Source organism: uncultured Streptococcus sp., assembly GCF_905372115.1.
In the GTDB taxonomy this organism is placed as follows: domain Bacteria; phylum Bacillota; class Bacilli; order Lactobacillales; family Streptococcaceae; genus Streptococcus.
This window is the reverse complement of the sequence record NZ_CAJPNR010000002.1, coordinates 1-21,399: the sequence shown is the minus strand read 5'-3', so window position 1 is coordinate 21,399 and position 21,399 is coordinate 1. Positions and strand designations below refer to the sequence as shown.

General features: G+C 43.7%; 20 protein-coding genes. 10 read left to right on the top strand and 10 right to left on the bottom strand.

The features are described 5' to 3' along the window. Positions 1–20 precede the first annotated feature (20 nt). The 4 genes from QZ169_RS01015 to QZ169_RS01000 form a co-directional block, all read right to left on the bottom strand. Entirely contained in the window at positions 21–1,271 is a 1,251-nt protein-coding gene (locus QZ169_RS01015) for a replication initiation factor domain-containing protein (RefSeq protein ID WP_295504262.1), read from the bottom strand. A 316-nt stretch (positions 1,272–1,587) separates the two neighbouring features. Continuing rightward, positions 1,588–2,331: a cell division protein FtsK gene (locus tag QZ169_RS01010; protein WP_295504261.1), complete on the bottom strand. Its 744-nt coding sequence runs from the start codon at positions 2,329–2,331 to the stop codon at positions 1,588–1,590. A 12-nt stretch (positions 2,332–2,343) separates the two neighbouring features. Beyond that, positions 2,344–2,814, bottom strand: a complete 471-nt coding sequence (locus QZ169_RS01005) for an RNA-binding protein (RefSeq protein WP_295504259.1) — start codon at positions 2,812–2,814, stop codon at positions 2,344–2,346. Positions 2,815–2,861: 47 nt separating this feature from the next. Next, positions 2,862–3,158: a hypothetical protein gene (locus QZ169_RS01000; RefSeq protein ID WP_032913012.1), complete on the bottom strand. Its 297-nt coding sequence runs from the start codon at positions 3,156–3,158 to the stop codon at positions 2,862–2,864. Positions 3,159–3,407: 249 nt separating this feature from the next. Between QZ169_RS01000 and QZ169_RS00995 the strand changes: the two genes are divergently transcribed. Both QZ169_RS00995 and QZ169_RS00990 read left to right on the top strand, forming a co-directional pair. After that, entirely contained in the window at positions 3,408–4,082 is a 675-nt protein-coding gene (locus tag QZ169_RS00995; protein ID WP_295504256.1) for an epsilon-antitoxin, read from the top strand. A 374-nt stretch (positions 4,083–4,456) separates the two neighbouring features. Then, a complete protein-coding gene (locus QZ169_RS00990; protein WP_185756512.1) occupies positions 4,457–4,870 on the top strand; it encodes a glycosyltransferase in 414 nt (137 codons plus the stop codon). 38 nt (positions 4,871–4,908) lie between these two features. Here the strand turns inward: QZ169_RS00990 and QZ169_RS00985 are convergent, their stop codons facing one another. Next, a complete protein-coding gene (locus tag QZ169_RS00985; protein WP_295504253.1) occupies positions 4,909–7,197 on the bottom strand; it encodes a Xaa-Pro dipeptidyl-peptidase in 2,289 nt (762 codons plus the stop codon). Positions 7,198–7,301: 104 nt separating this feature from the next. Between QZ169_RS00985 and gla the strand changes: the two genes are divergently transcribed. The 8 genes from gla to fni all read left to right on the top strand — a co-directional run bounded on the left by gla (position 7,302) and on the right by fni (position 15,229). Beyond that, on the top strand, positions 7,302–8,165 hold the full coding sequence (gene gla / locus QZ169_RS00980) for an aquaglyceroporin Gla (RefSeq protein ID WP_002914417.1): 864 nt from the start codon (positions 7,302–7,304) through the stop codon (positions 8,163–8,165). A gap of 63 nt (positions 8,166–8,228) precedes the next feature. After that, the gene (locus tag QZ169_RS00975) at positions 8,229–9,512 is read left to right on the top strand and encodes a DUF308 domain-containing protein (protein WP_295504251.1); all 1,284 of its coding nucleotides are present in this window, start codon (positions 8,229–8,231) and stop codon (positions 9,510–9,512) included. 95 nt (positions 9,513–9,607) lie between these two features. After that, positions 9,608–10,342 carry a CppA N-terminal domain-containing protein gene (locus QZ169_RS00970; protein WP_295504249.1) on the top strand — a complete coding sequence of 245 codons (735 nt, stop codon included), beginning with the start codon at positions 9,608–9,610 and terminating at the stop codon, positions 10,340–10,342. Next, the gene (locus tag QZ169_RS00965; protein ID WP_295504247.1) at positions 10,339–11,274 is read left to right on the top strand and encodes a serine hydrolase domain-containing protein; all 936 of its coding nucleotides are present in this window, start codon (positions 10,339–10,341) and stop codon (positions 11,272–11,274) included. Before QZ169_RS00970 ends, QZ169_RS00965 begins: the two co-directional genes overlap by 4 nt. A gap of 150 nt (positions 11,275–11,424) precedes the next feature. Then, positions 11,425–12,303 carry a mevalonate kinase gene (mvk, locus tag QZ169_RS00960; RefSeq protein ID WP_295504245.1) on the top strand — a complete coding sequence of 293 codons (879 nt, stop codon included), beginning with the start codon at positions 11,425–11,427 and terminating at the stop codon, positions 12,301–12,303. Further along, the gene (gene mvaD / locus QZ169_RS00955) at positions 12,285–13,232 is read left to right on the top strand and encodes a diphosphomevalonate decarboxylase (RefSeq protein WP_295504243.1); all 948 of its coding nucleotides are present in this window, start codon (positions 12,285–12,287) and stop codon (positions 13,230–13,232) included. Before mvk ends, mvaD begins: the two co-directional genes overlap by 19 nt. After that, the gene (locus QZ169_RS00950) at positions 13,222–14,241 is read left to right on the top strand and encodes a phosphomevalonate kinase (protein WP_295504241.1); all 1,020 of its coding nucleotides are present in this window, start codon (positions 13,222–13,224) and stop codon (positions 14,239–14,241) included. The genes mvaD and QZ169_RS00950 overlap by 11 nt, the downstream gene beginning before the upstream one ends. Further along, a complete protein-coding gene (fni, locus tag QZ169_RS00945; RefSeq protein ID WP_295504239.1) occupies positions 14,222–15,229 on the top strand; it encodes a type 2 isopentenyl-diphosphate Delta-isomerase in 1,008 nt (335 codons plus the stop codon). The genes QZ169_RS00950 and fni overlap by 20 nt, the downstream gene beginning before the upstream one ends. Before the next feature lie 39 nt (positions 15,230–15,268). Here fni and QZ169_RS00940 read toward each other — a convergent pair whose 3' ends face one another. The 5 genes from QZ169_RS00940 to pflB all read right to left on the bottom strand — a co-directional run. Beyond that, positions 15,269–16,543 (bottom strand): hydroxymethylglutaryl-CoA reductase, degradative, encoded by a 1,275-nt coding sequence (locus QZ169_RS00940; protein ID WP_295504236.1) that lies wholly within the window; start codon positions 16,541–16,543, stop codon positions 15,269–15,271. After that, on the bottom strand, positions 16,540–17,718 hold the full coding sequence (locus QZ169_RS00935; RefSeq protein ID WP_295504234.1) for a hydroxymethylglutaryl-CoA synthase: 1,179 nt from the start codon (positions 17,716–17,718) through the stop codon (positions 16,540–16,542). Before QZ169_RS00935 ends, QZ169_RS00940 begins: the two co-directional genes overlap by 4 nt. Positions 17,719–17,863: 145 nt before the next feature. Beyond that, positions 17,864–18,331, bottom strand: coding sequence for a threonine/serine exporter family protein (locus tag QZ169_RS00930; protein WP_002916038.1), 468 nt, complete (start codon positions 18,329–18,331; stop codon positions 17,864–17,866). Positions 18,332–18,335: 4 nt separating this feature from the next. After that, positions 18,336–19,112, bottom strand: a complete 777-nt coding sequence (locus QZ169_RS00925) for a threonine/serine exporter family protein (RefSeq protein ID WP_002901514.1) — start codon at positions 19,110–19,112, stop codon at positions 18,336–18,338. A 159-nt stretch (positions 19,113–19,271) separates the two neighbouring features. Beyond that, a partial coding sequence (pflB, locus tag QZ169_RS00920; RefSeq protein WP_295504231.1) for a formate C-acetyltransferase occupies positions 19,272–21,399 on the bottom strand: 2,128 nt, incomplete at its 5' end.

The following is a 21,399-nucleotide window of genomic DNA, read 5'->3' as shown; positions in this document are numbered from 1 at the left end:
TAAGCTACTGCCTATCTCTTCTAATCTGCAACATCACTCTTTTGCTTCTTGGCGGAATCTTTAGGAGTGATGTTGTTTTTTTGGTAAAAGATTTGTAAGGCATCTTCAAAAAAATCTTCAAAATTGAGTTTCTCAAGTTTCTCACCAAATTTATTTAACCATATCCCTACATCTGGGTTGGGAGTGTAGTTGGTCTCATACTCTTGAATTAGCCTAATGATAAAGTGATTACGGGCTTTTGTCCCCCAGATTTCTTCAACTTTTTTCAGAAGAGGAAAGAACCCACTCCCCTTCATTAAATAAGAAATGGTTGATAAAAGGTCATTATTTCGGGAGATCAAAGATTCAAGTTCTGGGAAGTTACCAAATCCTTTAAGCAAGTCACTAGTGAATGGTAAAGACTGACCAGTCTTGGTGTCATGAAAACAATACTTGTCAATCATTTTATTAACAATGAGCTTGCTCAAATCTTGAGGGCTATCAATATCAAGAAGTAAGGCTAGTATTTGATTGCTATAAGTTCCTTTGTAAGAAGCTTCCATACGGACCCAAGAATTGCAATACTTAGTTAAGTGCATATAGCGACCTTGATTGTCTAATTGTTCCTGATACTTGTTATAGATACGCAACAGAGCATTTACATTCTTTTTCTTGCTACCAATATATATCGTTTGCGCCTGACCATTTACTTCTTGAGCGCTAATGTTAGAAACATTTTTACATCCCTTGTGATTGGTAATGATATATCGCTTACCTTTCATACTTTGGTAAAGTTCATTGACAGACATTGGATAATTAAAGTAATCAACAGCAAGGTCAATACGAGAGAGGCGCAAGTCATAATAGTCAGCGTACAGCATTTGTGCTATATTGTGAACGTCAATTGCTTCACTATAATAGTCTTGATAGGAGGCTTTATAGTGAGACAAAGCCGATGCAGAAAATTTCAGGATAATCCCCATAGTGAAATTAGTTTGATGCCAAGCAATCGCAAAGTAATAGGGGAGATTCTGAAAGGCAAATCCGTCAGTATAGCCTGCTGGTGAGGTTTTCAGTGGAACATAATCTCCAAATAGAACTGGGAGGGATAGCTTTTCTGCCACTGTTTCAGATAGCGATAAAGCAATTTGATGCCAATTATCTGGGTATTCTCCCACAGTATCTTCTGTCGGTTTGATGACAAATGTAGCTTCATCGATGCTAGTCATGATGACTGGCTTGCGGTTATTGTTTTTTTGAAGATACTCTTCAATTTCATTTTTATAAGACATAGTCTCCTTCTTTCAGTCCGCCTAATGAGTGAAAGTTAACATGGCGGTAAGGATTGTTTTTGTTAACTATTGCTTGAGTAGCGAAATTCCTATATTTTAATTATTCCACTATTTCAAGGAATAAGCACCCTAAGTTTTATCAAGTATGAAAAGACTTGATTTGAGAGCTTTTTAAAGTAGAGAGAAGTTCTTTACCTAAAGTGAGATTTCTAAAGCAAAGAATTTAGGTGACAATGGAACGGGGGTTATTACATGTCCCCCGTATAACAGCCAGCTAAAGCTGGCGAGGCTGTAGGCCTGATCCTCCGCTTTTGAGCTACGGGGCAACAGCCTCTTCATCAAGAAAATAGCAGTCTGAACGTTGAACAGCCTCCCGAATCAGTTTTTCTAAAGGAGGTATATTGTGACTTGGTACAAGTATATGACGACTATCTTGCCCATCTATCTTCATGTAGCCGACACCTCTTGGATTGTTTCGCACAATGTCATCTTTTTCATCAGAGAAGAGCATTGAGACCGTTTCTTTAGATAATTTGCCTAGTGCAATTACTGTACCTATAGAATCACGTGATAACCCCAAGCTTGCTTTATGGGCATCTTGCTGGGAAATAATGACAAAAATTGAAAAGGACCGTCCTAGTTGAATAAGGCGAGTATAGTCTTTAATAGCTTGTTCACGCTCCTTTTTGTCTAGGCTATTTTGCCACGCATTGAACTCATCGAAGCAAACCACTACAATTTCTCTGGATCTATCGATTCCTTTTTGGCGATTTTCAAGGATTTTTAATCCTAGAGTAAGTAATTCTGAAACCTCATCAAATCGCTTAAATCCTTTACAGCCATTTAGAAAGGCAAAGTCGGTATCAGCTTTGTAATCACCAATAAGGAACGTTGCTTCTGGGTAGGTACAAGCAAACCTTGCTAAAAAGACCTTTGTTGCATAGGTCTTACCTGATCCTGAGGAGCCTACCAAAAGAGCGTGAGGTACACGCTCAACTGGTATATCCCAGAAAAAATGATTTCTGTACTCAAATAGATTTTTATCAAGAAAGCATTTCATCTGTTAATACTCCTATTTAGAAGTGTAAGAAAACTGAATTCCCAAATTTAGATAATACTGATTGTTATACCGTAACCGTTTTCCAAATTGAGGCGTAACAGAAAGCCACTGCCCTTTGTCTGACCAGCTTTCATAGGTTGTAGATTCAGCTAGGTATTTGTTAAACTGTATTAGAAAGACTTGTTGAACATAGCTTTCTTCATTGATATCAGGTTCCTTTGATAACAAAATTGGAAAACTAACAAGGTGAGAGCTATTGTCATCGTTACTTTTCAAGAATCGAATGTAGCGACTATCAATAAGAAGTTTTTGACCTGAAACAGTGGAGCTTTCTTCAATTACCTGTTCAATATCTGCTGTGATTGTTGGAAGGTTTAACTGAAGCGCCTGAGCCTGTTTCTGCTTTTCTCTAATTTCACTTACCCTAAGAGCTAAATAAAGAAATCCAGCAAATAAGATAATCAACCAAGATATAAACGACATATAATAATTCCTTTCTAAGGATAAGGGGAGATACTCCCCATTACCCATTAAACCAATTCAATAAAAGCAGACTTAGCTTTTATTGAAAGCGCAGCACGATTTCCACTGGTATATGCATTGATAGAAACATTTTCAAGAATGATTTCTACTTTTTCGTCGAAGAATGATGCGAAGTCAGAAGTATTTACCAAATCAACTTTGATATTAGTTTGACTGAAACGACCATCTAAAGTTCGTGCCCCGATAGATAATTGTGTTTGACCTGTGCTTAGACCGGACGAAAAGTCTTTAACCTCTGAGGCACCGATTAAACGACCTTGTATTGATATCTGTGTAGCTTCCATGAGCCACCTCTTTTCTAACCATTTTATAAACACATCAATAAATTTATGGCTTTTCAAATTTATTGAAGATATGTAATTTTGTGTGATAGCTATCTCACACTAACAGAATAGCACACAAATAATTCGGTCACACACTAACGTTCAAGCACTGATTTAATTGGCTTTTTCTACCTTCACTAACGTAATAAAAAGCTCTTGAATTTATTCATTTGTCATGCTAAGATAATAAAAAATAAGTGAGGTGCTATTATGTCTATAAATATTATTGACCAACAAGAAAAATTATTGTTAGCGTGCGTTACATTGAACTTTGTTGAAGATTTAGAAGAATTCAAAGAATTCCGAGAACTATCAGCTGAAGAAAAAGGTTATAAAGCTATCCTAGAATACGTAGCTGATATGATTGATAATGAAGTAAGTGACAAAACTCTGGAAAAAGTCTATCAAGGACATCCTTCTACGAAAAAAACAATTATCACTGATAGAACATATAATGCGATTTTTGATAATGAATTATTTAATGAATTAGGTGAAAAAATTTACGAGGGCATTCAAAACAATGATAAAGTAATTATGGATAAGGTTACGGATATTATTGAACATAGGATTGAGAATAAAGAATTTCCTAAATTGTTAGACCGAATGAAGAAATCAAATAGTCGTCACTTTGCTCTTCCGTTGCTTCTTCAAAATGAAAAATTACTTACGGATGTTCTTGAACATCTACCACTGGTTGAAAAAATTTTTGAATCAGAAGATAATCTTAGATTGTTTTGCCAAGTAGCTGAACGATTGGATTTATTTAAGATTGTTGATGAATTGGATTTATTTAAGATTGCTGATGAATGGGAAGATTGGGATAATTTAGAGCAGTATATTAAATCTGTTCAAACTCGAAACGGATTTGATAACTATCTAGAGTAGGACAAAAAGAAAACTCTTCTTACATTAAATTGTAGGAAGAGTTTTTCGATACAAAGAAGATACTACCATTGTCTATTTTTTGTCTTATTGATATAAATTTAAGTGATTTGAGTTTAATTTAGTGAATCAAGAAAGGCTTTAAATCAATATTTTTGACGATTGCAAGACTTAAAAAATCGTGGAACAAGTTTTGCATGTTCATCATAAGATTATCTTTCCTTTCTCTCGCAAGGGCTAAGCCCTCGGTAATCTTCACTCTTCAAATTATATCATTTTTTGGAAAAGTGGCAAGAAGAACATTTCTAAGAGGTTTGACAAAAATTTAGCATTTATAGTAGAATGGTCATGAATCTATATATCAAGGAGAAAACAACTTGAAAAACAAGAAGATAAAAGGTTTGCTGTTGGTAGTGCTCTCATCCCTCTTCATCCTAATTGGCTGCAGCGGCAGCCCCAAAATTCAGGGAAAATGGAATGTACAGGATGCTAGCGGTGAACAAAAGACCATTGAAATAAAAGACAAGACTATCATTGTCAACGAAGAAGAGTATGAGTACACTCAAAATGCAGTTGGTTTTAAGAATGGGGTGAGTTATTATGGCCTGACTCGGAAAGATAATGGCGGAACATTTTCTATCGTCTTTCCTGAGAAAGATAAAAATATTGCTATTATGCTAATTCCTGATTCAGACGATGACTATCTCACAGGCAGTATGCTCTTTGCTATGAACCGCAAGGAAAAGCCAGATTATAAAAAATATGCAGAGGAATATCTCAATCTACGATAAAAGAAAAAGCGCTGAATTTCAGCGTCTTTTAGGTTTTATTAAAGTAATGTCATAGTCGGCAAATCCAGACTAGATTGCTCCAAATCTACCGTCAGCTGATAATCGGTCTTATCACGGACGGTATGCTCAAAGTCTGTAGTGTAGAGGACGAGGCGCAGTTGGTCGCCTTTTTTTATTTTATAGATGGTTGGTTGCAGTTCAAAGGAAAATTCCAGCCATTGGTCAGGAGTGACTTCTTCGACAGTCAGTAGGTTGGTCCGGTTTTGCAGGTTGATGAAGCCTTTGGTGATGACGCGATGAGGCGTTTCAGTATGGGGGAGTTCAACCAGATTGTCTAGCATATAGTAGCGGCCGTTGTCCATGACTCTAGGCTCAATAGGCGTAGGAATCGGTGCGAGGCGTTTAGCTGGTCCGAAGTCCAGCAATTGAGCAGAAATCAGTCCCTTATTGGTGCTGGATTTGAGGCGAAGATTGAGCTGGCTCGCTCCGTTGAGAAAGAGGTCCTTTTCCAAGGTCCAGTCCAGAGTAATCTGGTTGACCTTACCGTCAAAGAGCTCAGTCTTAAAGCTTTGGTAGTTTTTGGCAAAACGATTATAGTCTTCTTCTGGATATTGATTTTGGATAGATTGGCAGTCTTGGCCTAGTTGGAGATGAAGATTCTGCTCTTGTCCACCGAAGTCTTCCAAGGTCAGCCAACTTTGAGCTTGGCTATTGTCCTGCCAAATGACTGCTGGCAGTTCGAAGTCTGATTCACATCCCAGCAGTTTCTTGCTCAGCAGAGCATTGATAGACTCACGGAAGTCGATGGACTGCCAGTTGTTCATGTAAACATGGGCACCGTTATGGAAGAAAAGATGCTTTTTGATGTGGGGCGGTAAGGCCCGAAACATATTATAGACATGGAGAGGCTTGACATTCCAGTCTTGAGAGCCATGGGTGAAGACGACTTCGGCCTTGACCTTATCTGCGTAGAGCAGGTAGTTGCGGTCATGCCAAAATTGATTGTAATCTCCGGTTTGCCGGTCTAGGTCTTTGCGCTGCTGCTCTAGGCTTCGCTGATAAGCGTCGTTGTTGCGCAGGTAGTCACCAGCTCTCAGATTGCGGGAGTAGGTCAGTTCGGTCAAGGATTCAAAATCCTCTCCTGGATAGCCGCCAGGACTTGTGACAAGGCCGTTTTCGCGGTAGTAGTTGTACCAAGAAGAAATCCCAGCTTCGGCGATAATGACTTCCAGCCCATCTACGCCAGTCGTTGCCAGCCCGTTGGACATGGTGCCTAGATAGGAGATACCGGTCGTAGCCACTTTTCCGTTGGACCAAGTAGCCTTGATTTCCCGCTGGCGGGTGTGGTCGGTGAAGGCTCTGCAGCGGCCGTTGAGCCAGTCAATAACATTCTTGTAGGCCTCAATCTGCTGATAGTCTCCGCTTGTCATCAGACCTTCAGAGTCTTTGGTTCCTACGCCAGACACATAGAGATTGGCAAAGCCGCGGGGCAGCAAGTAATCATTGAGCGTGTAGGTGCTGATATGACCCAGTTTTTCCTCGGCTTCAGAGACTTCTTGGGCAGGAGCCAGCGAATCCAGTTGGAGCAATTTGAGCTCAGGATCTTGGACTGTGATTTGATGGGGTTCTTTTTTTACTAAGTCCACATTCATATCATGGAGAGCCTTGTCACTGGCGGGGTCATTGGTTCCTTGATGATAAGGAGAAGCGGTCATAACTGCAGGAATTTGTCCTTGATAGCGGGGCCGGATAATGCTGACCTTGATGAGGTCCGGACAACCGTCTCGATCAGTATCCACGCGTGATTCCACATAAACCACCTCTCGGATAGCATCATGGCTGGAAAAGGTTGCCAAGCTCTTACCGTTGAAGTAGTGGTGGGTATTGTCCTCAGGAATCAAACCCTCGCTGACTAGCTTATCAATCAGCAAATTACCATTTTTTGTCCGAGTGTTGAGCAGTTGGTAGAGATTTTCCAACAAGTCTCCAAATGTAATGGGAAAGCCTGTTTCTTTGCGAAAGGCCTCAACATCTGTAAAATCAATAAAGGGTAAGAACTCAAGCAGCTGAAAGGCCACAGTATAAAAGACAGGTGCTGTCAGTTCTCTGTCAGACTGGCAAAAGCTCAGCAGGTCTGTTTGGCTATCAGCAGCCCAGGATTTTAAGAGATAATCTGTATTTTTATAAGTGAAAAAGCTGGTGCGGAGAAAATCTTCAAGATTTTCCTTATCAGAGCGATTGCTGTCATAAAAAAAGCCTAATTCAGCTAATTCTATCAACATATTTTCCCGTTTCGTTCTTACATAACTATACTGATTAAAACGCATATTCTTCCCTCTTTTTCTTATTTTTATAAAAAATGACCTTTACATTATCCATTATACTTGATAAAATAGAGTTTGTCTAAAAAATATTTAAGGAGTATCACTAAATGGATTTCGAATGGGTCGTTAAATACGCCACAGAATTTTTAGGAACAGCTATCCTCATTGTCTTGGGGAACGGAGCTGTTGCCAACGTTGAATTAAAAGGAACTAAGGGACACCAGAGCGGTTGGTTAGTCATCGCTGTCGGATACGGTATGGGGGTTATGATTCCAGCTTTGATGTTTGGTAATGTGTCCGGTAACCATATCAACCCTGCCTTTACTTTGGGACTTGCTGTCAGCGGTTATTTCCCTTGGGCACAGGTTGCGCCATACATTGCAGCGCAGATTTTGGGAGCTATCTTCGGACAGGCCTTGGTCGTTGCGACCCACCGTCCTTACTATCTGAAAACAGAAAATCCTAACAATATCTTAGGTACTTTCTCTACTATCTCTAGCCTAGACCATGGCACACCTGAATCACGTAAAGCAGCCTTGTTCAATGGTTTTATCAATGAATTTGTTGGTTCTTTTGTTCTTTTCTTTGCTGCTCTAGGCTTAACTAAGAACTTCTTTGGGGCAGAAGCGTTACAATATTTGAAACCATTTATTGAGCAATCTGGTCAGCAGTTGACAGATGCAGCAGTGAAAGCACAAGTGGCTCCGCATACTGCAGCTGGTCTTTCAGTCGCTCACTTGGCACTTGGTTTCTTGGTAATGGCTTTGGTAACCTCTCTAGGAGGCCCTACTGGACCAGGACTGAACCCAGCTCGTGACCTTGGACCTCGTATCCTCCACTTCATCCTGCCAGAATCTGTTTTGGGCAAACACAAGGGCGATTCAAAATGGTGGTATTCTTGGGTTCCAGTTGTGGCACCGATTCTTGCAGGTATCACAGCAGTCCTCTTGTTTAAAACAATCTACGGATAAGCACATAAGATCAGAGTTGGGGGATTTCCCCAACTCTTTTTTCGAACGATAGAAGAGGTAAAGATGGAGATGCAAGTATCAAAATTTCATAAGGTCAGTGGCCGCAGAACCTTACTCTTTGGTTTTTTAGCCCTTGTTTTTGGCCTGATTATCATTGTCAATGGCTTCAGATTTACCAAGCTGGCCTTCGATTTTATTTCGCTTTATCTGACAGTTGTTGGCTTGGTAAATATTGTTCTTCATGTTTTTACGCGCAAGAAAGAAGGGGCTGTCTGGCATAGTCTGCTTCAGATTGCAGTCGCCATGGGTATCAGCTGGCTCAACCGAATCAGTGATGTGCCTGTCAATATTGTGATTATTAGTTTGGGTAGCTACCAGCTCTTGACTGCCGGTATTTACGGAATGACCTATCTGCTTTATCGGCAAAATCATGTCAAGGGAGGTTTGCGCTATCTATTTGATACCATTCTCTATGGTGGGATTGGGCTGACCAGTATTCTTTCGCCTGCGACCGACGGACACTTACAGTTTTTGATTTTGGGAATCTATTTGATGATGCTGGGAATGTCCAATATCCGGGATGGCCTCTTTTTCGACAATGACCGTGAAAAACATCGGCTGCGTAGGCAAATTCGTATTAACCTACCTATTATTTTTGCAGCCTTTATTCCAGTAGAAAATCTAGAGCGCTTTAATCGACTGATTCAGGGAGATGCAGCTTCTGATCGTAAAAATGTTTATAGTCTTGTTAAGAATAGAGAGAAAAAGGCGGACTTAGAGGTCTTGGTCCATACTTCAAAGACAAGTTTATTAGGGGGCATTGGTCATGTAGATATTTGCTATCAGGGACAAGTGATTTCTTATGGCAGCTATGATGTTTTTTCTGAGCGATGCAAGGGCATGATTGGAGATGGTGTTCTCTTCAAGGTTCCTAAAGACGCCTATATTGAGCTTTGCAAAAAAGAAAGCAAGAAAACACTTTTTGGTTATTCTTTGGCTTTGACGGATAAGGAGAAGGAGGCGGTTGAGAAGCGCCTGGCTGAAATTGATCAGCTGTTGGTAGAATGGGAGCCGCCAGCGGAACTGAAAAATGGCCAGCCAACATACTCCTACAAGTTGAAGCATGAACTAGGAGCGCAGCTATATAAGTTTAAAACCAGTCGTTTCAAGACGTATTTTGTCCTATCGACCAACTGTTGCCTACTAGCAGATTCGATTATTGGGCAGGCAGGGACAGATATTCTGGATATTCGTGGTATTATCGCGCCCGGTACCTACCAGTCCTATCTGCAGTACGAGTTTGAGTCCGCTAGAGGCTTGGTCATTGCTCAGACCGTTTACCAATAAATCCAAGGCCTTCTTGTTTTAAAAATTGTTTATTTGCGCATAATTTCTTGTCAAAAAGATGAAAATCCATTACAATAAAATGGTTTGGAGGAATTATGAGCGCGAATCATATTATTAGAATTATCCCTGTATTAAAAATCAATAATCGTCATTTAAATCAAGAATTTTTTGTAAATCAGCTGGGTATGAAGCCCCTTTTAGAGGAAGCTGCTTTTCTGTCTTTAGGAGATCAGACTAAGACAGAGAAACTGCAGCTGGAAGAATCACCCAGTATGCGGTCTCGGCGAGTTAAAGGCCCTAAAAAATTAGCCAGAATCGTTGTCAAGGTTGCAGATGCTAAAGAAATCGAGTCGCTATTGGCTCAAAAGCCTGCTTGGACAAAGCTGTATCAAGGAGAGAAAGGCTATGCTTTTGAAGCCCTGTCGCCAGAGGGTGACCTAGTTCTCCTGCATGCAGAAGAGAATAGAGCAAATCTTCAAGAAGTCACGGCAGCGCCTGAATTTGAAAAGCAAGAGGACTTCATCGGTCTTAGCCAATTTGAGATAGAGACGGTAGAAATTCGTGTACCTGATGCCAATGCAGCCCAAGAATTTTACAGCAAGATTGAACATGCGCTGGATTTTCTGACCTTTACAGAAGCAGAGGGACAAGACTTGCAGGCAGACAATGCCCTAACTTGGGACTTGACCATGCTCAAAGCTCAGGTCAATCGTTTAGAAACAGCTTCTCTGCGTCCTGTCTTTGAAGGGCAGGGGGTCTTTGTACCCAAGTCGGATAAGTTCCTGCTGAGTCAGGATTCTAGCAAGATTGAATTGTGGTTTGAAGCATGACTCTAGAAAAAATCATCAGTAAAATCCAAGAACAGCTGAAAGACGGTATCTATCCCGGTGCTAGTCTGGCCTTGTATCAAGCTGGCCGGTGGCAGGAATTCTACTTTGGCCTAGCAGATCCGCAAGAAAAAAAGGCCACTCAAGCGGGTTTGGTCTATGACTTGGCTAGTGTCAGCAAGGTGGTCGGAGTTGGCACTCTGGCAGCCTTTTTGTATGAGCAGGGCAAGCTGGAGCTGGATTTGCCCTTGCAGCATTACTATCCGGCCTTCCATCGAGAAGATGTGACCTTGCGTCAGCTCTTGACCCACACATCTGGGCTGGATCCCTTTATTCCCAATCGTGATCAGCTGACAGCTCCCGAGTTGAAAGAAGCGCTCAATCATTTGACAGTGCTTGAAGATAAGACCTTCCGCTATACGGATGTGAATTTTCTGCTCTTGGGCTTTATGTTTGAAGAAATCTACGGTCAGTCTTTGGATCAGATTTTTCAAAGTCAGATTTTCCAGCCTTGGGGTTTGACTGAGACAGGTTTTGGATCAGTTCCAGGAGCTGTGCCGACCGTTCGCGGTGTCCAGGATGGTCAGGTTCATGATCCCAAGGCGCGTGTGTTGGGAGTCCATGCTGGCAGTGCTGGCTTATTTTCAACTCTCAGGGATTTGGAAATATTTCTGGAACATTATCTGCAGGATGATTTTGCGGACCATCTGATCCAGAATTTTTCCAAGGAGCCAGGCAAAAGACGAAGTCTAGCCTGGAATCTAGAGGGCAGCTGGCTGGATCACACTGGCTACACGGGAACCTTTATCATGTATAATCGCAAGGGGCAAAAGGCGGCTATTTTCCTATCCAACCGGACCTATGAAAAAGACGAGCGGGCTCAATGGATCTTGGATCGGAACCAGCTGATGGATCTGATAAGAAAAGAACTTTAAAAGACTCCGGCTGCATGCCCCGGAGTTTTATCATGTCTGCCTATATAAATATCGGTCTCTAGCCCCAGTGATTTTCTCTTAATAAAAATCGCTTTTTTTGCCAAAGTATATTAAAATAAGATAGAGAGAATCTACAGACAAGAGAAGACTATGACAAAAGAAATCGGTGTCGGCAAGGCACACAGTAAAATTATTTTAATGGGAGAGCATTCGGTTGTCTATGGCTATCCGGCCATTTCCCTGCCTCTTAATCGTATCGAAGTGACCTGTCAGGTCTTTCCGTCTGAGCGGGCCTGGACCCTCTACGCCGAGGACACGCTGTCTATGGCTGTTTTTGCCTGTCTGGAACATCTCGGTCGGCAGGGATCTAAGATTCGCTGTCAGGTGGAGTCTATGGTCCCTGAGAAGAGGGGAATGGGTTCTTCAGCCGCAGTTAGTATTGCGGCTATTCGGGCTGTCTTTGACTACTTTGAGGAAGAACTGGATGACCAGATACTGGAGATTCTAGCCAATCGGGCTGAGATGATTGCCCATATGAATCCCAGCGGCCTTGATGCCAAGACCTGCCTCAGTGATGTAGCTATTAAGTTTATCCGCAATTTCGGTTTCAGTGAAATTGAGCTGGATTTGGATGCCTTTTTAGTCATTGCAGATACGGGCATTCACGGTCATACCCGCGAAGCTATCCGTGCTGTAGAAAGTCAGGGTCAAAAGGCTCTGCCTTTGCTGCAGGAATTGGGGAATTTAACGAAAATCCTTGAGAAGGCTATTTCTATCAAGGACCTGATGACAATGGGTCAAGCTATGACCAAGGCTCACGAGAAGCTAGCTAAGCTAGGGGTTTCTTGCCAGAAAGCAGATAAGCTGGTAGCGGCAGCTCTTGAAAATGGAGCTTTGGGAGCTAAAATGAGCGGCGGCGGTCTGGGCGGCTGTGTCATTGCTCTTGTAGGAGAAAAAAGTCAGGCGGAGGCCTTAGCCGCCTTATTGAGAGAGAAAGGGGCCATTAACACATGGATCGAAAGCCTGTAAGTGTCAAATCCTATGCCAATATTGCAATTGTCAAATATTGGGGGAAGAAAGATGCAGAAAAGATGATTCCGTCTACTAGCAGTATCTCGCTGACACTGGAAAATATGTATACCGAGACGCAACTGAGTCCTTTGCCGGATACAGCGACTGGAGATGAGTTTTATATTGACGGTCAGCTGCAAAGCCCGGCAGAACATGCCAAAATCAGTAAGATAATTGACCGTTTCCGCTCTCTAGAAGATGGTTTTGTCCGCGTTGATACCAGCAACAATATGCCAACAGCTGCGGGTCTTTCTTCCAGCTCCAGTGGTCTGTCAGCCCTCGTCAAGGCCTGCAATGCTTATTTTCAGACGGGCTATCAGACGCAAGAGCTGGCTCAGCTGGCCAAGTTTGCTTCAGGGTCGTCAGCTCGCTCTTTCTTTGGTCCGCTAGCGGCCTGGGATAAGGACAGTGGGGCCATTTATCCAGTCAAGACAGATTTGAAACTAGCCATGATTATGTTGGTTCTGCACGATGAGAAAAAGCCCATTTCCAGCCGCGACGGTATGGAGCTCTGTGCTAAAACTTCCACGATTTTCCCAGATTGGATTGCCCAGTCTGCTTTGGATTATGAGGCCATGCTAGGCTATTTACGAGACAATGATTTTGCCAAGGTGGGCCAGCTGACGGAAGAAAATGCTCTTCGGATGCATGCCACGACAGAGAAAGCTTATCCGCCCTTTTCTTATCTGACAGAGGAGTCTTACCAAGCTATGGATGCTGTCAGAAAGCTGCGGGAGCAGGGCGAGCGTTGCTACTTTACCATGGACGCAGGGCCAAATGTCAAGGTGCTCTGCTTGGAGGAAGACCTAGACCATCTGGTGGCTATTTTTGAGAAGGACTATCGGCTTATCGTCTCCAAAACAAAGGACTTGTCAGATGAAGACTAGTGCAAGAGTTCAAACCTGTGGCAAGCTTTATCTGGCGGGTGAATATGCAGTGCTGACGGCTGGTCAGCCGGCCATTATCAAGGCCATTCCTATCTATATGACGGGGGAAATCCAGATAGCGCTTGACTATCACTTGACATCAGATATGTTTGAACACAGCGCTAACCTAGAGCCAGACCCTGATTATGCCCTGATTCAGGAGGCGATAGGGGTTATGAACACTTATTTGCTAGCCTTAGGCTACCAGCTTCAGCCTTTTTCTCTAAAGATTTGCGGCAAGATGGAAAGAGAAGGCAAGAAGTTCGGGATTGGCTCCAGCGGTAGTGTGGTTATTCTGATTCTCAAGGCCATGGCAGCACTTTATGAGCTGGACTTGGAGTCGGAGCTACTCTTTAAAATAGCTTCTTACGTTCTCCTCAAGCGAGGGGACAATGGCTCCATGGGAGATCTAGCCTGCATTGTTTATGAAGACCTGATTTACTACCGATCTTTTGATAGAGAGCTGGTCCGCAAGCGCATGGACAAAGTTGATTTACAGCAATTACTAGCAGAGGATTGGGGTTTTGAAATTCGCAGTATTAAGCCTTGCTTAGCCATGGATTTTCTAGTTGGCTGGACCAAGCAGCCGGCGATTTCTAAGGACTTGGTCAATCAGGTCAAGTCAGCTATTTCAGAGTCCTTTTTGACAGGCAGCAGGACGCAGGTCGATGCCTTGGAGAAGGCTTTATTAGCAGGAGAGAAACTTGCTATTCAGTCTAGTCTGGAAAAGGCTAGTCAGCTCTTAGAAATGCTCAGCCCAGCTATCTATATAGACAGACTGAAGGCTCTAAAGGAAGCGGCAGAGGGACTGAACTGCGTGGCTAAGAGCAGTGGTGCCGGCGGTGGCGACTGCGGGATTGCTCTTAGCTTTGATGCCGCATCTAGCAAGCAACTGATTCAAGCTTGGCAAGCAGCTGGCATTGAGCTATTATACAGAGAAAGGATGGGTCATGATGAGCCAGAATCGTAAGGATGACCATATCAAATACGCTTTAGAGCAGCGTCCAGGTTACAATAGTTTTGATGAAATGGAACTGATTCATCGTTCTTTGCCCAAGTACGATTTGGCAGAGATTGACCTATCTACTCACTTTGCTGGTCGTGATTGGGAGTTTCCTTTTTACATCAATGCCATGACTGGCGGCAGCCAAAAAGGCGGTCAAATCAATGAAAAGCTGGCTCAGGTAGCTGAAAGTTGCGGCCTTCTTTTTGTGACTGGATCTTACAGTGCTGCCTTGAAAAATCCTTCGGATCTTTCCTATCGGGTGGCGGCTGGTCGGCCTAATTTATTGCTGGCTACCAATATCGGCTTGGACAAGCCTTATCAAGCCGCCCAGCAAGCAGTAGCTGATTTGCAGCCCCTCTTTTTGCAGGTCCATGTTAATCTCATGCAGGAATTGCTGATGCCAGAGGGCGAGCGGGAGTTTCGCTCTTGGTGCCAGCACTTGACTGATTATGGTCAGCGGCTGGATCTTCCCCTAATTCTTAAAGAAGTTGGCTTTGGCATGGATCGCTCTACTATCGAAGAAGCGCGCTCCTTGGGGATTCAGACTTTTGATATTTCCGGCCGGGGTGGCACTAGCTTTGCCTATATTGAAAATCAGCGGGGTGGCAATCGTGACTACCTCAATGATTGGGGACAATCTACTCTGCAGAGCCTGTTGGCGCTTCAGCCATTGCGCGATGAGGTCGAACTCTTGGCTAGTGGAGGTGTCCGCCATTCTTTGGATATGATCAAAGCCTTGGTCTTAGGAGCCAAGGCGGTCGGCCTCTCTCGTACCATGCTGGACTTGGTGGAAAATCACTCGGTGGAAGAAGTTATTGATATTGTAGAAGGCTGGAAATCAGATCTGCGTCTCATCATGTGCGCCCTATCCTGCCGAAACTTGCAAGAATTAAAGAATGTTCCCTATCTACTCTACGGTCGGCTAAAAGAAGCTCAGGAACAGATTGACTAAAAAGCATAAAGACATACAAAAAAGGCCATCAAGGCCTTTTTACTTGTCCTGTTTTCGTAAGTCTGCTAGTACTTCCTGAGCAGCAGCGAGATTGAAAATCTTCTTGGCTGTTAAGCGACTGGCTACAGCAGCAATTTCTTCGTCTTGGGCTCCAGCTTGCAATGCTAAGGATTTTGCTTGCAATTTCATGTGACCAGCTTGGATGCCAGTGCTGACCAGGGCTTTGAGGGCGGCGAAGTTTTGTGCCAATCCGGCTGAAACGATGAGGGATGATAAGTCCTTGGCCTGAGGCTGCCCTAGCAAGTCAAAGCTGGCTGTCACTGCGGGATTGAGGCCAATGGATCCTCCCTTAGTTGCAATGGGCATGGGCAGGGTCATCTGACCATGAAGCTGGCGTGTGTCTGGGTCTGCCGTCCAAGTAGAGAGGCCGCGGTAGCTTCCTTCTCGGCTGGCATAGGCATGAGCACCGGCTTCTACAGCCCTCCAGTCATTTCCAGTAGCTAGCACCAAAGCATCAATACCATTAAAGATACCTTTATTGTGGGTAGCTGCTCGGTAAGGATCGACCTGGGCTAGCTTGCTAGCCAGCTGCATTTTATCCGCAAGAAGTTCCGCCTCAGCCTTATCCCGACTGAGAAAGCGATAGTCGATGACACAGCGGGCTGTTACGAGGCTATCTGTTGCATAGTTTGACAGGATAGCCATCAGACTCTTACCGCCAGTCAGCTCTTCCAGAGGAAGGGTGAGGGCCTCCAGCATGGTGTTGAGCATATTAGCTCCCATGGCTTCCTGCGTATCTACAGACAGATAAAAAATTAGGAAGTCATCCTTTTGCTCCAACCAAAGTTCTCTAGCACCTCCACCACGAGCAACAATCGATGGATAGGCTTGGTTGGCCTGTTCCAGTAACTCTTTCTTTTTCCTGAGAACATCTTTGATGACTTGGTCTGCCTTATCAACCTGATAGAGGGCGATTTGCCCAATCATCTGGCGTTTGTGAACCTCTGTCTCAAATCCGCCTGAACGTTTGATAATCTTAGCGGCAAAGCTGGCTGCTGCTACCACAGATGGCTCTTCTGTCACAAATGGAACTTGATAGGTCTTACCATCCACCAAAAAGTCTGGCACCAGAGAGTAGGGTAGGGCCAGAGTGGCCAGTACATTTTCGCTCATCTGATTGGCTGTTTCCAGAGGCAAAGTCTGCTGACTGTCTAGCAGCTGCCAATGTTCATCTTGTAAAAGTCCCTTTTCTTTCAGCATCTGCAGCCGTTCAGTAGGAGTTTTTTTGGAAAATCCAGTCCAGTTTACTTTCATGATGATTTCTCAACTTTGATGTACTTGCGCTGATGCTCTGCAATTTCTGTCAGAGCAAAGCTTTGATTTTCATAGCCAGAGAAGCGAGCATTGCCCTCTGCATCCAGCTCAGCTTCTTCAAAAAAGATGCGCTCGTAGTCTACGATGGAAAGAGCCTGACGCTGGTCTAATTCCTCTAGGCGTGTGTCGGATAGATACTTTTCATAGCCCTCTACCAAATTGGCACTAAAGATTTCAGAGACAGCTCCGCTGCCATAGCCGAAGAGAGCAATCCGATCGCCAGACTTGAGGTTGTCAGAGTTTTCTAAAAGAGACAGGAGGCCTAGGAAGAGGGAGCCTGTATAGATATTTCCAACTTTTTGGCTGTAGAGAATGGAGGCTTCAAAGTTCTCTCTGAGCTGGTCTTGCTGTTCTTGAGGCAGGCTTTTATCCATGATTTTATTGAGGCCTTTGAGGGCCAGTTTTGGATAAGGCAGGTGGAAGCAGTAGGCCGCAAAATCTTTGAGAGCCAGCTTGTGGCGTTTTTGGTACTCCGTCCAAGTTGTCTTTAAGCTATCCAAATACTGCTGGGTTGAATAGAGGCCGTTGACATAAGGTGTTGTCGAGTAATTTGGGCGCCAAAAATCCATGACATCGCGTGTCTGGGCCACATTATCATCATTGAAAGCGAGGATACGAGGATTTCTGCTAATCAGCATAGAAATAGCTCCCGCTCCCTGAGTTGGCTCGCCCGGTGTGTTAATGCCATACTTAGCAATGTCGCTAGCTAACACCAAAACTTTGCTGTCTGGATGTTTTTCGATATGGAGCTTGGCATAGTCCAGTGCAGCAGTTGCTCCATAGCAGGCTTCCTTGATTTCAAAGCTGCGGGCAAAAGGTTGGATACCCAAAAGGCCGTGGACAAAAACGGCTGCCGCCTTGCTCTGGTCAATCCCTGACTCAGTAGCCACGATGACCATGTCAATCTTTTCTTTGTCCTCTTTTGTCAGGATGGGATCTGCTGCCGCGGCTCCTAAGGTAACAATATCCTCAGTCAGAGGAGCAATGCTTAGTTCCTTGAGCAAGAGTCCCTTGCTAAGCTTTTCTGGGTCAGTCCCACGGGCTGCCGCTAAATCATTTAATTTTAAAACATAATTACTGGTCGCAAAACCGATTTTGTCGATTCCGATTGTCATTATAAGACCTCTTTAAATCCTTTTATTCTAGTATATTCCGAAAACTATTTTACCATACTTAGGAATAAAACTCTTACAAAAAACATCTAATCTCAGCTAAATCAGGCTTAAGATGTATTTTCCAAAATAAAAACAGCAGATGGCTCTACTGTTTATTTGCTGTGAGTTTGGTTTGGCGCTTTTTCAAGTAGTGGTAGAGCTTGAGTACGACAGTGCCACTGGCCATGCCAATCGAGATGACCAAGGCTAGAATGACCACCAGAGTGGCGTGAATCATAGCCTGGCTGTAGTCACCAGTGACAAAGAAGGCAGTCGTCCGATAGGAAATGTAGCCTGGGACCAAAGGCGCTAGAATAGCCAAAATAAAAACAACAGCAGGCGTTTTGTAGATGATGCTGAGGATTTGGCTGATGCAGGAACCAAGGATAGCAGCCACAAAGGTTGCTATGATGACGTTGGTCGGTCCTTTGAGCAGAAGGTAGAGTAGCCAAATAGCCATACCCAGCACTCCGCCGGGAATCAGCATACTGCGCTGGACATTTAGAACGATTAAAAAAGTAATGATAGCCAGTAGGCTGGCAACTGCTTGCAGTAAGAAAGTCAAGATTGTCATAGGCTTATTTCATAATAAGGAGGGCGACAGAGGTACCTGCACCGAGAGCAAGAGTGATGAGGAGCGATTCAAAGAGCTTGCTCATCCCAGAGTTGATATGGTTGGTCATGATGTCACGCACAGAGTTGGTCAGAGCAATGCCGGGCACAAAAGGCATGACAGAACCTGCAATAATCAAATCATCTGTGGAGTTAAAACCAGAATAGCGTGTCCAGATATGAGCCAGCAGTCCAAAGACGAAGGCTCCGGCAAAAGCTGTCACAAAAGGGATACGGATATATTTGTCAACATACAAAGAGAAGGCAAAGCCAAAGAAGGTGGCAATGGCAGCCCCCAAAGCATCGTAGAAGTTTCCGCCAAACATGATGGAAAAGAAGGGAGCACTGAGCGTTGCGGCAGCAATCAGCTGCTTGTTGTTATAGGGCAGCTCCTTCACCTTGAGGCGATTTAGCTCATCAAAAGCCTCCTGAAGGCTGATTTCTCCTGTAACCAACTGACGGGAGACCTGATTGACGTCGCAGACCTTCTCGATATTGTAGTTGGTCTTGAGATTGCGCTTCATCCGTGAGACATTTGTATTTTCGATCGAAAAGAAAATAGCCACTGGCATTGCTAAGGCATTGCAGTCGATAATCCCTTGCGAATGAGCGATACGAATCATGGTGTCTTCCACCCGATAAGTCTCGGATCCGCTCTGTAGCAGCAGTGTCCCAGCCAGCATGATGACATCTACCGCCAGATTGAAATCTTTGGCTTCTTCCCTGATACCTTTCTCTGTCATTTCCCCAATCCTTTTCCTAGTATAGCAATAGAACCATTATACCATAAAGCCTCTTAAAAATATCATCAAGTTAGTAGTCACTTGAAGTCTGAAATACAAAAAAGAAGATTGGGGATTTCCAATCTTCTTTCAAATGGTTTGTAAGTCTTTAGTCGTTTATTAGCTCAAAGCATCGTCCATAGAGAGCACTTCGTGGAAGACACGTTGAGTCAATTCAGTCTTTTGCTCTGGAGTCAAGTACTTAGTATTTACACAGTAACCTGAGATACGAACGATAACATCTTCGCCAGACATAATCTTCTCGTAAACATCCTTCAAGTCCATAACGTTCAAGTTAACGTGTTGTCCACCGTTTTCAAAGTAACCATCAAGGATTGTTACCAAGTTGTCTACTTGTTCGTCATGAGTCTTACCAAGCGCACGAGGTGATACTTGAGTTGTCAATGAGATACCGTCAGCTGCGTAACTGAAGTCCAAGCTAGCAAGTGAGTTCAGGTTTTGCAACCAGCCACCTTTTGCTTTGTTAGATGGGTTAGCACCTGGTGAGAAGAATTCCAATTTAGACAAGTTTACGCTGCCATCTTCGTTGAGGTACACTCCTTTATGGACTGGTGAGTTACCAGTTTGTTTAGAGTAAGCAACGTTAGATGTGATAGTCAAGAGTGATACTGTTGCTTCAGCGTTCTTGTAAAGTTTGTGGCTGCGCAGACGAGTTGTGTAAGCTTCTACCAACCATTCAGCCAGTTCGTTTGAACGAGGATCATCTTCACCCCAACGTGGGTATTCTCCGATTGTTTCATAGTCGTAGATATAGCCGTTTTCGTCGCGGATTGGCTTAACGGTTGCATACTTGATAGCAGACAAGGTATCAACAGTGTTGGCAAATCCACAGATACCGAATCCCATGTTAGCGCGTTGGTAAGTTGGCAAGAAGGCCATTTGAACAGCTTCGTAGTTGTACTTGTCAGTCATGTAGTGGATGATGTTCAAGGCATCTACGTAAGTGTCAGTCAACCAGTCCAGAGATTTTTCAAAATTCGCTTTAACTGATTCGAATTCAAGAACTTCGTCACGGATAGGCTCGATGTCAAATACTTTGTAGTCTTTATGAACATCGTCGTAACCGCCATTGAGACCTGTCAGAAGGGCTTTCAGAACGTTTACACGAGCACCGAAGTATTGGATGTTGTGGCGTTGTTCTTCATTTTCAGGGTCAAGTGGAGACACACAGCAAGAGATACAGCTCATTTCACCGTAACCATCTCGAGCCATTGTTGTTACACCTTCGTATTGGATAGAAGAGTGCTTGTGGCTCATGTGCATACAGTAGCGACGGAATGAGTATGGAAGTTTATCAGTCCAGAGAACAGTCAAGTTTGGTTCTGGAGAGTTACCAATGTTATCAAGTGTGTTAAGGAAACGGTAGTCCATCTTTGTAACACGGTGACGGCCGTCGTTCCCCATACCTGCCATAGAAGTAGTGATGAAGGTTGGGTCACCAGAGTAAAGTTGGTCGTAAGCTTTTGTACGAGCAAACTTCACTGTACGAAGTTTCATAACGAAATCATCAACAAATTCTTGGATTTCTGATTCAGTGTAAGTACCGCGAGCCAAGTCACGTTCTGCGTAGATGTCAAGAACGATAGGCACACGTCCAAGAGAAGTAGCAGCACCGTTGATGACACGGCAGACAGCCATGAAGGCGATGTTAGTCCATTGGATAGCTTCTTTAACGTCAAAAGCAGGACGGCGAACATCAACTCCGTAAAGGTCACCAAGTTTTACAACTTCACCAAGTGCTTGGTATTGCAGGTTGATTTCTTCGCGCAGACGGATTGTTTCTTCGTCAATATCAGTCAAACCATTCCAGTCGCGAACTTTTTCAGCCATGAGGTAGTCAGCTCCATAAAGAGCAAGACGTGCGTAAACCCCGATGATACGTCCACGTGAGTAAGCATCTGGAAGACCAGTTACAGTGTGGGCGTGACGAGCACGGCGGATGTTAGAAGTGTAAGCACGGAAGATTCCGTCATTTACTGTAGTAACATATTTAGTAAAGATTTCATGAACAGCAGGATCTGGTTCGTATCCATTTTCTTTCAAAGTAGTTTCAGCCATGCGGATACCGCCTTTTGGCATGAAGTTCAATTTGAAGAGTTCGTCGTTTTGGATACCGTAAATCAGTTCGTTGTCCTTGTCAATGTAACCAGCGTCAATATCAGCGATAGATGCTGGACGAGTGTCCATTGGGAAACGAGTTTCTTCGTAGTGAGCTTTTGTTTCTTCT

What these genes read in the sequence shown, in the direction of transcription:
- QZ169_RS01015 (WP_295504262.1), bottom strand. Translation starts at nt 1,271, where the DNA reads ATGTCTTATAAAAATGAAATTGAAGAGTATCTTCAAAAAAACAATAAC.
- QZ169_RS01010 (WP_295504261.1), bottom strand. Translation starts at nt 2,331, where the DNA reads ATGAAATGCTTTCTTGATAAAAATCTATTTGAGTACAGAAATCATTTT.
- QZ169_RS01005 (WP_295504259.1), bottom strand. Translation starts at nt 2,814, where the DNA reads ATGTCGTTTATATCTTGGTTGATTATCTTATTTGCTGGATTTCTTTAT.
- QZ169_RS01000 (WP_032913012.1), bottom strand. Translation starts at nt 3,158, where the DNA reads ATGGAAGCTACACAGATATCAATACAAGGTCGTTTAATCGGTGCCTCA.
- QZ169_RS00995 (WP_295504256.1), top strand. Translation starts at nt 3,408, where the DNA reads ATGTCTATAAATATTATTGACCAACAAGAAAAATTATTGTTAGCGTGC.
- QZ169_RS00985 (WP_295504253.1), bottom strand. Translation starts at nt 7,197, where the DNA reads ATGCGTTTTAATCAGTATAGTTATGTAAGAACGAAACGGGAAAATATG.
- gla (WP_002914417.1), top strand. Translation starts at nt 7,302, where the DNA reads ATGGATTTCGAATGGGTCGTTAAATACGCCACAGAATTTTTAGGAACA.
- QZ169_RS00975 (WP_295504251.1), top strand. Translation starts at nt 8,229, where the DNA reads ATGGAGATGCAAGTATCAAAATTTCATAAGGTCAGTGGCCGCAGAACC.
- QZ169_RS00970 (WP_295504249.1), top strand. Translation starts at nt 9,608, where the DNA reads ATGAGCGCGAATCATATTATTAGAATTATCCCTGTATTAAAAATCAAT.
- QZ169_RS00965 (WP_295504247.1), top strand. Translation starts at nt 10,339, where the DNA reads ATGACTCTAGAAAAAATCATCAGTAAAATCCAAGAACAGCTGAAAGAC.
- mvk (WP_295504245.1), top strand. Translation starts at nt 11,425, where the DNA reads ATGACAAAAGAAATCGGTGTCGGCAAGGCACACAGTAAAATTATTTTA.
- mvaD (WP_295504243.1), top strand. Translation starts at nt 12,285, where the DNA reads ATGGATCGAAAGCCTGTAAGTGTCAAATCCTATGCCAATATTGCAATT.
- QZ169_RS00950 (WP_295504241.1), top strand. Translation starts at nt 13,222, where the DNA reads ATGAAGACTAGTGCAAGAGTTCAAACCTGTGGCAAGCTTTATCTGGCG.
- fni (WP_295504239.1), top strand. Translation starts at nt 14,222, where the DNA reads ATGATGAGCCAGAATCGTAAGGATGACCATATCAAATACGCTTTAGAG.
- QZ169_RS00940 (WP_295504236.1), bottom strand. Translation starts at nt 16,543, where the DNA reads ATGAAAGTAAACTGGACTGGATTTTCCAAAAAAACTCCTACTGAACGG.
- QZ169_RS00935 (WP_295504234.1), bottom strand. Translation starts at nt 17,718, where the DNA reads ATGACAATCGGAATCGACAAAATCGGTTTTGCGACCAGTAATTATGTT.
- QZ169_RS00930 (WP_002916038.1), bottom strand. Translation starts at nt 18,331, where the DNA reads ATGACAATCTTGACTTTCTTACTGCAAGCAGTTGCCAGCCTACTGGCT.
- QZ169_RS00925 (WP_002901514.1), bottom strand. Translation starts at nt 19,112, where the DNA reads ATGACAGAGAAAGGTATCAGGGAAGAAGCCAAAGATTTCAATCTGGCG.